Source organism: Streptomyces achromogenes, assembly GCF_030816715.1.
In the GTDB taxonomy this organism is placed as follows: domain Bacteria; phylum Actinomycetota; class Actinomycetes; order Streptomycetales; family Streptomycetaceae; genus Streptomyces; species Streptomyces achromogenes_A.
The window spans coordinates 5,192,206-5,205,696 of sequence record NZ_JAUSYH010000001.1; the positions used below are offsets into that span (position 1 = coordinate 5,192,206).

At 69.7% G+C, this 13,491-nt stretch carries 16 protein-coding genes; 3 read left to right on the forward strand and 13 right to left on the reverse strand.

Annotation, left to right across the window (positions count from 1 at the left end; translation table 11 throughout):
• Positions 1-96: 96 nt before the first annotated feature.
• The 11 genes from QF032_RS23385 to QF032_RS23435 all read right to left on the reverse strand — a co-directional run bounded on the left by QF032_RS23385 (position 97) and on the right by QF032_RS23435 (position 8,953).
• Positions 97-1,575 (reverse strand): ATP-binding protein, encoded by a 1,479-nt coding sequence (locus QF032_RS23385; RefSeq protein ID WP_307057354.1) that lies wholly within the window; start codon positions 1,573-1,575, stop codon positions 97-99.
• A complete protein-coding gene (locus tag QF032_RS23390) occupies positions 1,575-2,414 on the reverse strand; it encodes a bifunctional DNA primase/polymerase (protein ID WP_307057356.1) in 840 nt (279 codons plus the stop codon). The genes QF032_RS23385 and QF032_RS23390 overlap by 1 nt, the downstream gene beginning before the upstream one ends.
• On the reverse strand, positions 2,411-3,496 hold the full coding sequence (locus QF032_RS23395; protein WP_307057358.1) for a DNA cytosine methyltransferase: 1,086 nt from the start codon (positions 3,494-3,496) through the stop codon (positions 2,411-2,413). Before QF032_RS23395 ends, QF032_RS23390 begins: the two co-directional genes overlap by 4 nt.
• Positions 3,497-3,598: 102 nt before the next feature.
• Positions 3,599-3,913, reverse strand: a complete 315-nt coding sequence (locus QF032_RS23400) for a hypothetical protein (RefSeq protein WP_307057360.1) — start codon at positions 3,911-3,913, stop codon at positions 3,599-3,601.
• 16 nt (positions 3,914-3,929) lie between these two features.
• On the reverse strand, positions 3,930-4,238 hold the full coding sequence (locus QF032_RS23405) for a hypothetical protein (RefSeq protein ID WP_307057362.1): 309 nt from the start codon (positions 4,236-4,238) through the stop codon (positions 3,930-3,932).
• A gap of 247 nt (positions 4,239-4,485) precedes the next feature.
• Positions 4,486-6,591, reverse strand: coding sequence for an FtsK/SpoIIIE domain-containing protein (locus QF032_RS23410; protein WP_307057364.1), 2,106 nt, complete (start codon positions 6,589-6,591; stop codon positions 4,486-4,488).
• Between the two features lie 111 nt (positions 6,592-6,702).
• The gene (locus QF032_RS23415; protein ID WP_307057366.1) at positions 6,703-7,020 is read right to left on the reverse strand and encodes a hypothetical protein; all 318 of its coding nucleotides are present in this window, start codon (positions 7,018-7,020) and stop codon (positions 6,703-6,705) included.
• Between the two features lies 1 nt (position 7,021).
• Positions 7,022-7,369 (reverse strand): RRQRL motif-containing zinc-binding protein, encoded by a 348-nt coding sequence (locus QF032_RS23420; RefSeq protein ID WP_307060347.1) that lies wholly within the window; start codon positions 7,367-7,369, stop codon positions 7,022-7,024.
• A complete protein-coding gene (locus QF032_RS23425) occupies positions 7,369-8,241 on the reverse strand; it encodes a protein spdB (RefSeq protein WP_307057367.1) in 873 nt (290 codons plus the stop codon). Before QF032_RS23425 ends, QF032_RS23420 begins: the two co-directional genes overlap by 1 nt.
• The gene (locus QF032_RS23430) at positions 8,238-8,687 is read right to left on the reverse strand and encodes a Pycsar system effector family protein (RefSeq protein WP_307057369.1); all 450 of its coding nucleotides are present in this window, start codon (positions 8,685-8,687) and stop codon (positions 8,238-8,240) included. Before QF032_RS23430 ends, QF032_RS23425 begins: the two co-directional genes overlap by 4 nt.
• Entirely contained in the window at positions 8,684-8,953 is a 270-nt protein-coding gene (locus QF032_RS23435) for a DUF6284 family protein (protein WP_307057371.1), read from the reverse strand. Before QF032_RS23435 ends, QF032_RS23430 begins: the two co-directional genes overlap by 4 nt.
• A 471-nt stretch (positions 8,954-9,424) precedes the next feature.
• Here QF032_RS23435 and QF032_RS23440 point away from each other — a divergent pair, with 471 nt between their 5' ends.
• Positions 9,425-10,183 (forward strand): GntR family transcriptional regulator, encoded by a 759-nt coding sequence (locus tag QF032_RS23440; protein WP_307057373.1) that lies wholly within the window; start codon positions 9,425-9,427, stop codon positions 10,181-10,183.
• Positions 10,180-10,857 (forward strand): AAA family ATPase, encoded by a 678-nt coding sequence (locus QF032_RS23445; RefSeq protein ID WP_307057375.1) that lies wholly within the window; start codon positions 10,180-10,182, stop codon positions 10,855-10,857. Before QF032_RS23440 ends, QF032_RS23445 begins: the two co-directional genes overlap by 4 nt.
• 1,202 nt (positions 10,858-12,059) lie before the next feature.
• Here the strand turns inward: QF032_RS23445 and QF032_RS23450 are convergent.
• Positions 12,060-12,356 carry a hypothetical protein gene (locus QF032_RS23450; RefSeq protein WP_307045282.1) on the reverse strand — a complete coding sequence of 99 codons (297 nt, stop codon included), beginning with the start codon at positions 12,354-12,356 and terminating at the stop codon, positions 12,060-12,062.
• A 107-nt stretch (positions 12,357-12,463) separates the two neighbouring features.
• On the opposite strand from QF032_RS23450, the gene QF032_RS23455 reads away from it, so the two are divergent.
• Positions 12,464-12,676: a hypothetical protein gene (locus QF032_RS23455; protein ID WP_306955975.1), complete on the forward strand. Its 213-nt coding sequence runs from the start codon at positions 12,464-12,466 to the stop codon at positions 12,674-12,676.
• 152 nt (positions 12,677-12,828) lie between these two features.
• Here the strand turns inward: QF032_RS23455 and QF032_RS23460 are convergent, their stop codons facing one another.
• A complete protein-coding gene (locus QF032_RS23460; protein ID WP_307057377.1) occupies positions 12,829-13,485 on the reverse strand; it encodes an SDR family oxidoreductase in 657 nt (218 codons plus the stop codon).
• Between the last annotated feature and the right edge of the window lie 6 nt (positions 13,486-13,491).

Here is a 13,491-nt window from a genome sequence, read left to right on the forward strand (position 1 = left end):
AACCCGTGCAGGGCGGCGGCCGCCGCCGAACAGCAAGAGGAGCACCCATCTGGCGGGGGCGTGCTCCTCTTGCTTGTGCGGGCGGTGTGGTGCCGGTCAGAACGCCGGTTCCTGCTCGTGGGGGTGCGACGGTGCCGGCGGCCGGGTCATCTCGATGTAGCGGGCCGTCTTGGTGCGCCCCCAGTCGATGAGCACGCCCCGGGCGGCGAGGGTGGGCTGAAGCCGCTTGAGACGGTCTGAGAGCACCTTGCCCGTGGTCGGCCACCCTTTCGGCAGGGGACGGCAGTCCTCGCCGCTGTAGAGGCCCGTGAGGCAGTGCAGCCACTCGGCAGACGTCATCCGCTGCTCCGCCCCCGCCTCCAGGCTCGCGGCGTGCTTGAGCACCGTCTGTGCCAACAGGTCGCCCTCGATGACGTCGTCGTTGAGGTCGTCCAGGCTGGCCCGGTAGGCGTTGAGCGCTCCCAGCCCGGTTGCCGCGTCGAGCTGCGCGCACAGATGGGCGAAGTCGGCCATCCGCAGGTCGGTGGGGATGTCCACCTCCGCTGCCCGAACCTGCACGGTGAGGTCCAGGAGGGAGCCGAGGACGATGGGAAGCACCTCCTCGAATTCCGCCCACAGTTCCGCTTCGGTGCGCCGGGTGCGGGGGCGTTCCAGGCGGAGCGGCAGGAGCCGTTCGGCGAGGTCGGGACGGATGACACCGACGTCGATGCCGGTCAGGAGCAGGGGGCGGCGGTAGCGGGCGCGTACGACGTCGCCGTCGGTGTAGAGGGCGCGTTTGATGGTCTCGGCTCCGGTGACGATGCAGCACATCAGGTCGGACAGGTCCGGGGCGAGGTGGGAGAGGTTGTCCAGGGCGGTGACCCATCCGGCGGCCACGGCCGCGATCAGGTTCTCTTCGTCCTTGGGGGCGCGGCGCAGGTCGCCGCTCATGCCCTCGATGATCCGCACGAGCATCCGGCCGCCGGTGGACTTGCCCGCGCCCTGCGGGCCGGTGAGGAACGGTGCCGGCACGGGCACGGACGGGCCGAGACAGCCGATCAGCCACGCGATGGCCAGGCACTCGGTCTCCGCGTTGGCGAAGTTGCACAGCCGCAGCAGGAGATCGATGCCCTTGCCGGCGGTGTCTTTGGCGGGCAGGGGGAGTTCCCCGGTGAGCTGGGTGCGCCGCCAGCACACCTCGCGCGGGTCGGGGGTGACGACGTCCCAGCCGGTGGGGTGGATACGGACCGACTGTCCGTCGTCGCGGCCGAGGTCGAGCCAGGTCGCGCCGTCGAATCCCGGTGCGACGCGGATGTGGACGGGCTGAACGTCCTGGCTCATGGCGAGTGCTTCGATCAAGTCCAACGCCTCCTTGAGGGCGGTTCCGTTGAACACGCCGTGTCCGTCGTTGAAGAGGCCGACCATGAGTTCCTGTCGGTGGCTTCCCGAGGTGCCCTGTGAGCGGATCGGCCGGGCCACGGGGTGGCCGTTCTTCTGCGCGTACACGGTTCCGTCGGCGGTGCGGAAGTACCGGAAGTGCGCTTGTGCGTAGTCGGCGATGACGTCGCGGGCGGGAGTCTTGTCGTCGTCAGCCATCACAGTCCCAACCGGGTGCGGGCGTTGGTCCACGCATCCGTGCAGTGCCGGACGGTTTCGCCCTTGGCCTGCGCGGCGGTGAACAGCCGCCCGATGTGGACGTCGGTGAGGCAACCGCACCGGCCGTGTGCGGACAGCACGGCGAGGAACGTCCGATAGACGTCGGCGTGGATTCCCTCGCGGGCGTCGGTGATGCGCTGCTCGGCCATGGCGATGCCCCGCTCGAGGTAGACGGGCGTGCGGTGCCTGCACTCCCCACCACCGGCCGGCGCGGGCACAGTGATGGCCAGTGATGCCGGCCGGACCGCTGCAGGCTTCTTCATGACCAATGCGCGCACGGTGTCCGGCAGGGTGGTCATGGTCCCGGTGCCGGGCCCGAGATAGCGGGCGTAGGACATCGTCGACTTGATGTCGACGCCCGGCCGGACCGCATTGGCGGACTGCATCGGCCCGAGGTAGATCCAGTGCTCCCCGCGGGTGGTGGGCACGGTCTGTGTGGCCGGCAGGTTCTCGCGTGCCCACGTGACCGCGTCGGCGTTGTCCAGGTCCACGACCGTCAGCCATGCTCCGCCGGGGTGGTAGGCGACCGCGCTCGCCCGCAGCCATGCGCGCCGCCACACGGCGGACTGGATGATGTCCGGGTCCGTGGTCGCGGCGGCCCACGCGTGGCAGGTGCCGGGGCAGGCGCACGGCCCGGCGTTCTTCATGTTGGGCCGTCCGCCGCACGCGTTGTCGGTGCAGCGGCGGCAGTTGCCGAACGGGACCTTTCCCGCTCGCAGCGGCAGGACCGGGATCTGGGAGGAGGCCAGTTGGAGAGCCGTGTGCAGGTGCTCGTTCATGCCGCCGCCTCCCCCGCCGGCATGGCCGCAGCGGTTCCGAGCAGCCGGCCGTAGGCGTGGTGGGCCTGGCGGGGCACGACGCCGTTACCCAGGATCTTGAGCTGTTCCTTGCGGGGGATGCCGGGTACGGCGGTGACCCATCCTTCGGGCAGGCCCAGCGGCGACAGACGCCGATTTCCGCGTGTGCCCGGTTCGGTCGGACACGGTGCCGCCCGTCCGGTGATGCGCTCCCAACGGCGGATCGCGGGCCCGTAGTCAGTGCCGTCACTGGCCACCCATCGCGCGTCGGGCCGGACCGGCCCGGACAGGGTCGTGTCCACGCCGGCGAGCAGGTTGACGGCCACCTCGTTGAGCGGGCGGGCGTTGCGTTCGAGCAGGTTCGACGCCCCCGACTTCCAGTCCCGGGCCGCCGGGGTGGGCAGCAGACTCACTGATGCGGGGGTGCGGGGAGCCTCGTGACGGCGGTGCGCAGGTTCAACCCGCACTTGCGCTTCGGCGACGTTCCGGGGCCGCCAGTGCCGTCCGAGCTGGTGGGGGTCGGCATCAGCGGGATGGGCAACTGCGAACCAGCGGTCGCGTTCGTGCGGGGCACCGACTTCGGCGTCACCAGCTCGTAGACATGTCCAGCGCGCGTCATACCCGAGCGCGGCCAGGTCCGCGGCGACGACGTCCAGCCCCCGCGAGCGGAGCGCCGCCACGTTTTCCAGGAACACGAGACGCGGTCGAACGTGGCCCACAGCCTCAGCGACGTTCTTCCATACGCGCGACCACTGCCCATTGATCCCGTCCCTTCGTCCAGCGTTCGAGGTGTTGCGGCAGGGGAAACCGGCACCGATCACGTCCGGCCGGAACACGTCCCGGACCAGGTCCCAGTCGACGGTGCGGATGTCCCCGAGGTTGGGCACGTCCGGGTGTCGGGCGGCGAACACGGCAGCGGCATGCGGGTCGTTCTCGGCGAAGGCGGCGACCTGGCCGCCGATGCGGGCCCGGATCGCCGCTTCGAGTCCGCCGTAGCCGGCGCACAGGGCGACGATCGTCGGCGGCGAGCCGGGCACTCGCCTCATGTCGGTGGGTTGCGTCATGCTGGGAGACCTCCAACAGGTCAGTTGCTGGCTGGTTGGCAAGGGCGACCCCGGGTTCTTGGCGGAATGGGGGTCGCCCTTGGTGTAGCTATTGGTGGTCGGTCAGGGTGCGGGCGTACTGCTGACGGACGTAGTCGCGCGGGTCACAGATGACGTCGGCCCGATCCAGGTCGAGCACGTAGAGGCCGCCGCGACGGCGGTCTCGGTGACCTCGCCGGGGGTGTCCGGCTCGTCGAGCAGCGCGATGCGGTCGAGCAGGGCCGCCTTGCGCAGGTAGAAGACCCGGTCCAGCTTGGTGAAGCACTGCCGGGCGGCGAGGGTGCGGGCCGTCCAGCCGATCTCGTCGAGGATGCTGGGGGCGTTCGCGTACGCCTGCTCGGGTGTCGGGAACGGATCGCGGGTGAGGTGGGTGTTCATGGGTGGTGGTCTCCTGTCAGCGCTTGGAGCCGAAGAGCTTGAGGGTGATGCCGCCGACGCTTACGGGGCCGGTGGCGGCGGCGATCGAGACGGCGGTGTGCACGGCGAAGTCGAGCAGGGCCAGCAGCGCGGCGACGGTCGCGAAGACTCCGACCGCGCCGGCGGTGGCGACGGCGAGCGGGTACAGGTAGGCGGCCAGGGGGCGCCCGTGGGGGTCGGTGGTGTGGATGACGATGACGAGGGGTTGGCCGGTGGTCTGTGCGCGGCGGTAGGCGTCGGCGGGGATGTGCGGGGCGAGGGTGCCGGGCGGGTCGGTGCGGCGCATGGGTCCCCCTTCGAGGGCGCGCGGCGGGATCGTGCGGGACGTATGCGGAACGGCTCCCGGCCATCGGCCAGGGAGGAAGAACCACCCCCTTCGGGAAGGCCTCAACAGGGGGTTTCAGGGGGCTGACCTGCGGGCCTCCCTGCCTCCCTGAGAGATCATCAGTGCAGGTCAAGGCCAGGGAGGCGGGGCAGGGAGGGGTTCAGGGAGTTCTCCCTGCCTCCCTGGCCGGGGCGGGGTCTCCTCCCCGTCATCCGTCGGCGGAAGCGGAACCCTGGTCGCCCTGGTTCGTGAGGGCGCGGGCGACGCGGTCGCGGCCGACGACCATGCGGCCGTCGGACTTGTAGGGCTCCGCGCCGGCGTCCTCCAGGACGCGCTTGAGGTCGCCGGGCGTCCACCGGCCGTAGGCATCCGCGTTCAACGCCGTGAGCCGCTTGAGGACGTCGGCGGTCAGGACGCGGGAGGCGTCGCCGAGGACGGCCAGGATGTCGGCGAGCGGGTCGCGGTCCTCGCCGCGCTCGATGGCGTGCAGCGTGGTGACGCCGTCGCGCAGGGCCTTGGCCCGGTCGGTGATGGCCTTGGCCGCGTCGTCGTCGATGTAGTGCGTGCGCACCGTGATGGACGCCTGCCCGGCCGGAATCTTGATGCCGTCGGACGCGACGACCAGCGTCCCCTTGTCCAAGCCGGGACGCAGCATGTTCGGCGCGGCTCCGCCGTCGACTGCCTTGTCCCCCAGCGCCATACGAGCCTGCTGCTCGGTGCCCAGCGCGAGGGAGGCGCGGGTGTGCGCGCCCTCGCGGACCAGCTTGGGAAGGTTCTGGTCGGTGGGGTCCTGCGTGCCCTGCCACATCAGGACGTTCACCGCACGCCCCTGGTTGTGGATCTTGCGGACGGCCATGAAGTAGCGGGACGTGGCCTTGGAGCCGCCGTAGGGTCGCTTGTCCTCGTCCACGGCCGGGCACATGAACGCGACCTGCGCCTCGTCGACCACCACGATCAGCGGCGGGAACACGGTGCCGGGCGGTGCCTGAATGCGGCGGTTCATCTCCTCCACCGCGCCCTCGACCATCTCCGTGACCTGCATGACGTGCTCATCCGTCGGCCCCTGGATCAGGGTCGCGGCGAGGCCGTCGAACATGGCCCAGTCGCCCACGCCTTTGAGGTCGCCCATGAGGAACTGCACCGACCGGTCCAGCGCCACCCACAGAGCGAGAGAGCGCAGGGCAACGGTCTTGCCCTGGTTGGACAGACCCGTGATGAGTAGGTGCCGCTGATACAGGCTCAGCGCGGCGGCGTCGCCGCGCAGGTCCTGTCCCCAGGGGGCGCGGCCTTTGGCGTAGTCGGCGGTCATGGTCTCGTCGGTGACCAGCGGGGACGGGCCGATCGGCTCGTCGAGCGCGCCGGAGTCGGCGACCCACAGCCGCACCGTGCGCGCGGCCTGGGGGATGGTGATGAACACCTCGTGCTCGTGCCGGGTCAGGTTCTCCGCGAGCTTGCGGCGACGGTTTTGCACTTCGTTCGTGGCCACCCCGGACGGCAGGGTGACGTCGACCTCGACGCCGCATCCGGCGATGCGGATGGGTCCGAGCATGGACGCGCCGGCGTCGCCCATCTCCTTGATGGCCTTGGCCAGGGCGGACACCCCGAGGTCGCGCAGTGCCTTGACCACGATGGACGGGGTGATCGGCTCGCCCTCGCCATTGCGGACGGTGGCGGGCATCGCCCATGCCGGGGCGGCCTGCTGCTTGCTGCCGACGGCCCACAGGGCGAGCAGGGCGAGGAACGGGCCTAGGGTCACGAGCGGGCCCCACACCACCTGAACGATCGTGATGAGCAGGTTGATGAACTGGATCACGGCCGCGATGGGGGTGATGACGTCGGTGACGTCGTGGTTCGCGATGGCCATGACGACGCCGAGGGCGACGAGTGCGCCTATGCCCATCCCGGTGCCCACGGCGACGCCCTTGGCCGCGTCGAGCGGGGAGTGGAGCAGGTCCATGCGGCGGCGGTGGCGGGCGTCGCGGAAGCGCTGCGCGCGCTCCTCCCACTCCATGGCCGCGTCCATGTTCCCCGCGGCTTCCGCCGCCCGCATGAACCGCTCGTAGCGGGCCGCGGTCTTCCCGTCCCACGTGCGACGGGCCACGATCCGCGCCCCACCGGCGACGTAGAGGGTGTGGCGGACGGCGGCACGGCCGGCGGCGCGGGTGTGCTCGTGCGTGACGGCCGTCTTGACGGCGCGCCCGGAGCGTACCCACAGCGGGACCGGTGCTGGCGGTGCCGGGTCGGGCACCACGGTCAGCGTGGTCACGGCCGGGGGGTCGGTGTTCTTGTGCAGGTGAACGACGTTCTCGGACATGCGGAAGTCTCCTCAACACCCCACAGCGGGGCAGGAAGGGCGTGCGGGAAGGGGTGAGGGGCCGGGACGGCGGGCCGTCCCGGCGGGTGGTTCAGGCGGGGCGGGCGGGTGTCACCACCAGCCGGACGACTTCTTCGCGGCCTTGGCGGCGGCGGCCTCGCGCACGATGCGCGCCCGCTCCATGTGCAGCGCGGTCAGCTCAGCGGTCAGGCGGGTCTCGACCGAGCTGGAGAGGTTGTCCAGCCGGTTCTCCTGCCGGGAGGCGCTCTTGCCGCGCAGGACGCGGTAGGAACCACCGGCCAGCGCGCCGATCACGGCGCGCCGCTCGGCACTGGTCAGCGGCCACATCTCGCCCCGCCGGACCGCCTCCAGCTTTCGGGTCGTCTTGCTGATCTCGCGGTCGATGCTGCGGGTGTCGGGCTTGCCCATGTCAGGCACTCCTCAAAGCGTCGGCGGGTTCGGGGTAGGCGCAGGGCACGCACATGCCGAGCGACGGCGGGATCACGTATCCCGCGTCCGTGCGGCAGCGCGGGCAGGTGCGGCGGGCCGTGTTGGCCTTGGCCAGCGCCGCCCACTTCGCCGGCGTCATCGGCCGCACCGGTTTGGCGTGCTCGACGCGGTAGAGGTAGGCGACCAACGGGCCGCGGCGCCGGCGCGGCCGTTCCAGCTGAGCGGCGACGCCCTGACCGCCGGGCCGCAGGTCGCGGGCCCGGAGCTGGCGGCGGGTGGCGTAGCCGTCCGGGGCCAGGTGCCACCGGTAGACCGGCAGCGCGCCCATCAGGCGACGCGCTTCCATGCCGCCCGCAGCCGCACCTCGGACGCGGAGTGGCCGGCCGCCCGGAAGCGCACGGCCATCTCGCGATACGACAGGGCCGGGGTCTGGCTGTGGCGGATCGTGTCGACCAGGGCGTCAAGCTCAGCGTCCGTGAGCGCGGGAGCGGACTCCAACGCCAGCGTCGCCAGCGGCTCGACCGGACCCCAGACCGGCAGTTCCCAGCGGGGTGTGACGCCGGGCGTGACGCCGGGCGTGACGGTGCTCGTCACGCAGGTCAGGGCCCGTCCGGTGGCCTCGCCCTGCCGTGCCGTCTCCAGCGTCGACCACGCCCCCGCGAGGGTGGCAGCGGTCTTCGCCTGCACCCTCGCGACGCGCGCGCCGGCCGCCGTCACGGCCGTCAGCCGTGTCTCCTCGGTGGACGCGTCGGCCCTCAGCCGGGCCCGCGCCACGGCCGCCTCATCCCGCGCTTCCTGCTGAATGCCCCGGATGGCACCGAGCGCGGCCGGGGTGAGCGCGGTGCGCTCCCACATGCCGTGAACCAGCCACAAGGCCTTGGCCGCGACGGGAAGCCAGGCGACGGCCAGCCAGGCCCCGGTGGACTGTTCGGCGGTGAGGGCGTGGGCGACCAGGACGCCTGTGGCGAGCAGGCCGAAGCACCAGCCGACCGCCGTCACCGCGTGACTGTGGTCGCCCTGCGCCGCGAGACGGCGTTCGTAGGCGAGGGTGGCCAGCCATCCCCCGTCGATGCCCAGACCGACGACCAGAGCGACCGGCCACGGCATCGCCGTGCCCAGCCACATCACCACCACGGCGAGGGTGAGGACCATAGACACGGCCGTCATCGCGACGGCCGGCCGTGCGGTCTTGGCGTTCACGCCGCACCCCCGGTCGTGAGCAGGGCGGCGAGGAGCAGCAGCGCGCCGCCTGCACAGGTCAGGTCGACCGCGCGGCGCAGGCACGTGAACTTCGCGACCGCCAGACGAGACAGCCCGGCCACGTCGGCGGCGAGGTCCCGGCCGCTCATGCTGGTCGTGATCTCCTCGGCGGTGAGGGTGGCCCACAGCGGGAAGCCGTGCCGGCCGTTCAGGTTCGGACGCACCGACCGCAGCAGCAGCCCGGCCGCACCGACCAGCACCGCCATCCCCAGACCGCCCACCACACAAGCGGCCACGTTCAGCGGCAGGCCCCGGGTGACCGTCCACGTCCCGGCCAGGACCGCGCCGACGAACGCCAGCAACAGCCCGGTCTTGCTGTCCGTCCGCGTGATCTCCGCCTTCACCTCGGCGAGTGCGACCGTCAGGCTCTCAGTCGAGGTGTTCATGCCGCACCGCCCGACAGCACCACGCCGGCCGTGCGGTTGACCAGGTCCCGCCGCGCCGCCAGCACCCGGCTACGGGCGCGGCGGATGCGGCGGGCGTCGACCTCGTTCGCGGGACGGTCGAGGGTCATGATCTGGGCGTCGAGCAGGTCGACCTCCGCCAGGATCAGCGGGGACTCCAGCTCGATCGCGTCCAGCTCCGCGAGCGTCGGCTCACGGTCGAAGACGTTGGTGGTAACAACCACCTGAGCAGCACCGATGTGCTTCATGGGTCTTGGTTCCTCTCACACAGGAACGGCCCGAACAGCGGCCCCGGTGTTCGAGCACCGGGGCCGCGCGCCGTTGAAGTCGGTAGATCCGGCTCCCCTCAGCGCTGCACGTACGAGACGTGCAGCGGAGGCAACCGGCCACAGCGAAGCGCTGCGGAGGCTGGTCATGCAGTCGCGTGCGGGCGAGCCCGCACGCATCCGTCCTCTTGTTGGCAGGGGAGGGACGGCCTCCCAGGCACGCTGTTGAGTTCTCAAGCTGCTGTCGCTTCCTTCGAGCCCGTTTCACGGAGCCCTCCGGGCGTTGGCGCACCCCTCGGTTCACATCCGCTTTGCACACAGATCTGCCGAGGTTCAGCGACCGCCGTTCCCCGAAGTGACCGGCGGGCACATCCCTAAGGTTCCCTAGGGTTCCCTGCGGTGTCAAGCGGTAGGCTAGGGAACCTCAGGGAAGTGACGACAGGGAGTAGGGACATGGCAGGCCAGGCCGACAATCGGGCCCCATACGCGAAGATTGCCGCCCACTACACAGAGCTGATTACGTCCGGTCAGCTACAGCCGGGGTCACTCTTGCCGAGCATCAAGAACCTCGCGGAAGAGTGGAAGGTGAGCACCGCGACGGCGGAAAAGGCCCTGCGTAAGCTGCGCAACGAGGGTCTCGTCCGAGGGATTCACGGCATCGGGACGGAGGTTCTGGACCAGCCGGCTCCGATGTCCTCGCGGGCGCAGCGCCAGGACCGAGGTCGCCGCACCGGGTCCAGTTGGGGGGCAGGCGAACGGTCCGACTCGCATCAAGCCGGTGTGGTGCCCGCGCCCGCCGAAGTGGCCCAGGCGCTGGACCTCAAGCCCGGCTCCGATGTGATCCGCCGAAGCCGGGTCTACCGAGACCGGCACGGCATCGTGGCCCACAGCACGTCATGGATTCCCGCCCGGTACGGGAAGCTGATCCCCCAACTGGCAGCGAGCGAGCGCCTGACAGGAGGAACGTCGCTTCAGCTCATTGCCCAGGCGACAGGCCACCCGATCAGTCACCGCATCGACAGCGCCTCTGCTCGCGTGATCACCCCTGAGTACGCACGGCTGTTGGAGCTGGATCCCGAAGACTCGCTGGCGGAACCGGTAGTCGTGATGACGGCAAGGTTCGTCGACAGTGAGGGCAACGTCGTCGAATACGGCGTGGACCTTGGGGGCCCTGGCCGTACATGGCGCACAGAATCGGAGGTGTCTCCTTGACGGCCGTTGATGAAACGCGCGCGCCTGCGCTTGAAGCCGGCCCGCGGGCGTCCCATGCGGTCTGTAGAGCTGGCACAATCACGCTCGAAGCCGAAGCGGAGATGGCCGCCATCTCCCAGACGATGGCGGGACCGATGTCACTGCGCCCACCGTTCTGCGTCCTGATGGCCGGGCTCCCCGGCTCTGGCAAGACCACGCTGTCACGTGCCCTCACAGATCGTGGGTTCGTGCGGATGTGCCCGGACGAAGAGATGTATCGCCGGCACGGCGTATATGGAGTGGACTTCCCCCGAGGCACCTTCCCAACCCTTGAGCGGCCGGTCCTCGATGACGTGGCGGATGAACTAAGGGAGCAACTCAAGGCTGGTCATGATGTTGTGGTCGATCACGGCTTTTGGACGCCCGAGGATCGGGCTAGGTGGCGAGCAATCGCCACCGACGTCGGAGCCACCCCCGTGCTCGTATATCTCGAAGCAAGCCACGAAGAGCTTTGGGCGCGGATCAGCAAGCGCAACATATTTCACGCCGACGATCCCAACTCGATTTACTTCTCTGAGAACGACCTACAGCGGTATCGCGCTCGATTCATCCCCCCTCAGTCAGAGGAGCGCCACCTGTTGTACGAGGGAAGCCCTGCGGGTGTGTTCGCTTTCTTGGACTCCGCTCGCTCCTAGCGATCACTCAGCTCGACCGAAAAGTTTTTTTGATCGCCCAACACGAAGCCTCAGAAGGTGGAAAGACTTGAAGAGAGAAATCATACACAATACCGTGCCTGGAGTAGAAAATGCGGCTGGGCCAGGCTGCATCTGCCCTAAAGCGCCCTGTGGTGGATCAATTAACGACGATGAAATCACTCCGACATGCCCATATCATTGCCTTGATCCGGTACGAGCGATGCATTTTGCCAGTAATTGCCCCGGCCTGCCAGTTCGAGACATCTGAGAGGCTGATTTCTCCTCGAACGTAAAGGCCCAGAGCTCCTCAACCGTGACCGGATTCCGCACAGTGAATGGCTGAAACCACCTCGAAGCGAGCGGGTCGGCTGTGTAATGATCCAGTGGTTAAGCACAGGAACCACGATGCATTGATTCTTGGGGGCTTCAGTGAAGAAGCAGGCAAAAGCGAGGCTTGTCGGGTTTTCAGTCGGATTGTCCGCATTTGCGGCAGCTATCCTGGCTGCGACTCCTGCGGCGGCGACCACCCTTCACCCCGTGGGGTGGTACATAAATAAATCCGCGTCTTACTGTGGTTCGTTGCCGACCCGAACGGCTGTGCAGCAGATGCAGAAGCTGCAATGCGATTCCGCGTACCTGCACAGTGTGGCGGAGATGACCAGTCTCCGGACAAGTCGCCTGTATACTGAAACGGAGCTTATGCGCATGGCGGGAAGCAAGTACTGGCCCGGTGTCTGAGGTCCGTCGTGCCCAGTGAAATCACTGAGACGGCATTTCACATTTTGGCGATAGGGGAGTCGTCAGTGCAGGCCTATTGCTAGGCGGTCAAGGCGAAACCGGCACTATGTGCAATTTCTGACCAACTCTCCGCGATGCTCGGCACCGTCCTAATCGAGACGATCTGGGGATTGATGTGGAGTAGGTTAGCCGCTTTCCCTGGCGACACTAGTTGAAGGGCGTGGCAAACCCACGGCGGTAGGGCCTGACCGTCTTCCCCCAGGTGTTCCCCGGTATCGCAGCACATGGAGGGAACCGCAGGTCGCGGGGTGTGAACTGGGCCCGCTGTAAATCTGCCGGCTCAGCCTTCCCAGGTTCGAATCCTGGCGCCGCCACGCTGAGAGAGGTAACCCCTCCGAACTGCGGAAACGCAGAGCGGAGGGGTTTCTTCGTGTCCGGGGGCCGATCCCGGCTCCGCAAAGGCTTCAGCCGTTTTCCGGCGCCCCGTCCTCCCCCTGGGGGGTCTTCGCCGCCCTCTTCACCTCCACCTCGACGTCGGTGCGGGGCTTCTGCTCGCCCTTGGCGTACTCCGTCACGGAGGTCTGGGCGTCGCGGGCGAGGTCGCGCCAGGCGCGCCAGGCCGTCTCGTAGGTGTCCGTCTGGGTCTCCGACCAAGGAGCGGTCGTCGGCGCGCCGTACGCGTCCCGCAACTGCTCGACCCTCGCGTGCGCCTCGTCGGCCGCACGCTGCTTCTCCACGAGTTCCTGGAAGGTATGTGCCACGTGTACGGATGCTAGGCAGGTGACGGCGGTTCCGCGCGGCGAGCGGGGCGCGTCCGGCCGCGGGGTACCCGCGTGGCCCACTGGGGCACACTGACCTCATGTCCAGCCTGTCCAGCCGTCGTAGAAGCTGCCCGGAGTGCCGTCGCGAGATCGCCGTCGTGGCCGGACGGTTCGCCCGGCACGATCCGCCCGGGACCCGGGAGAGCGGGGACCTCGTCTCCTGCCCGGGCTCCCGCAGGACGGCACAACTGGGGGCCGTCCAGCCGTCGTTGGACGGGTATGCGGTCCCGGGGTTCCCCGGACAGCTGCCGCTCTTCTAGACGCGTCCACGCCGGCGCGCGTGCCCGCCGGCGGCAGCGTGGCGCGCGACCCCGATCGCCCGGTCGCCCGGTCGCCCGTCGCCCGGACGGTCGTCGCGGCTGCCCTCAGGCCGCCGCCCTCGGGCCGTCCCGGTCGCCCTCGGACCGCCCCCTCAGTTCCCCGCCACCGCCTTCACGGCGACCGGCACCGGCGTCGAGCCGCTGACCAGCTCCAGGGTGAGCCCCGACGTGGCCGGCGATTCCAGGAGCTCCGCCAGTACGGCGGCCACGTCCTCCCGAGGGACGGAACCACGGCCCGTGCGGGCCTCCAGGCGGACCAGGCCGGTCCCGGCGTCGTCCGTGAGCGCGCCAGGGCGCAGGATCGTCCAGTCGAGGGAGTCCAGGCCCCGCACGTACGCGTCCGCCTCGCCCTTGGCGCGCAGGTAGACGTCGAAGACGTCGTCGCCCTGGTGCTCCGGGTCCGCGCCCATGGACGAGATGACCACGAAGCGCCGTACACCCGCCCGGACCGCCGCGTCCGCGAACAGCACGGCCGCGCCCTTGTCCACGCTGTCCTTGCGCTGCACCCCGCTGCCCGGGCCGGCCCCCGCCGCGAAGACCGCCGCGTCCGCGCCCCGCAGCCGCTCCGCGACCTTGTCGACGGACGCCGACTCCAGGTCCAGGACGACCGGTTCGGCGCCGGCCGTCCTCAGGTCGTCGCCCTGTTCGGCCTTGCGGATGATCCCCGCGACCTCGTTCCCGCGCGCGGCGAGCAACCGCTCCAGCCGCAGCGCGATCTGACCATGACCACCAGCGATGACAATGCGCATGGTTCC

What these genes read in the sequence shown, in the direction of transcription:
- QF032_RS23385 (WP_307057354.1), bottom strand. Translation starts at nt 1,575, where the DNA reads ATGGCTGACGACGACAAGACTCCCGCCCGCGACGTCATCGCCGACTAC.
- QF032_RS23390 (WP_307057356.1), bottom strand. Translation starts at nt 2,414, where the DNA reads ATGAACGAGCACCTGCACACGGCTCTCCAACTGGCCTCCTCCCAGATC.
- QF032_RS23395 (WP_307057358.1), bottom strand. Translation starts at nt 3,496, where the DNA reads ATGACGCAACCCACCGACATGAGGCGAGTGCCCGGCTCGCCGCCGACG.
- QF032_RS23400 (WP_307057360.1), bottom strand. Translation starts at nt 3,913, where the DNA reads ATGAACACCCACCTCACCCGCGATCCGTTCCCGACACCCGAGCAGGCG.
- QF032_RS23405 (WP_307057362.1), bottom strand. Translation starts at nt 4,238, where the DNA reads ATGCGCCGCACCGACCCGCCCGGCACCCTCGCCCCGCACATCCCCGCC.
- QF032_RS23410 (WP_307057364.1), bottom strand. Translation starts at nt 6,591, where the DNA reads ATGTCCGAGAACGTCGTTCACCTGCACAAGAACACCGACCCCCCGGCC.
- QF032_RS23415 (WP_307057366.1), bottom strand. Translation starts at nt 7,020, where the DNA reads ATGGGCAAGCCCGACACCCGCAGCATCGACCGCGAGATCAGCAAGACG.
- QF032_RS23420 (WP_307060347.1), bottom strand. Translation starts at nt 7,369, where the DNA reads ATGGGCGCGCTGCCGGTCTACCGGTGGCACCTGGCCCCGGACGGCTAC.
- QF032_RS23430 (WP_307057369.1), bottom strand. Translation starts at nt 8,687, where the DNA reads ATGAACACCTCGACTGAGAGCCTGACGGTCGCACTCGCCGAGGTGAAG.
- QF032_RS23435 (WP_307057371.1), bottom strand. Translation starts at nt 8,953, where the DNA reads ATGAAGCACATCGGTGCTGCTCAGGTGGTTGTTACCACCAACGTCTTC.
- QF032_RS23440 (WP_307057373.1), top strand. Translation starts at nt 9,425, where the DNA reads ATGGCAGGCCAGGCCGACAATCGGGCCCCATACGCGAAGATTGCCGCC.
- QF032_RS23460 (WP_307057377.1), bottom strand. Translation starts at nt 13,485, where the DNA reads ATGCGCATTGTCATCGCTGGTGGTCATGGTCAGATCGCGCTGCGGCTG.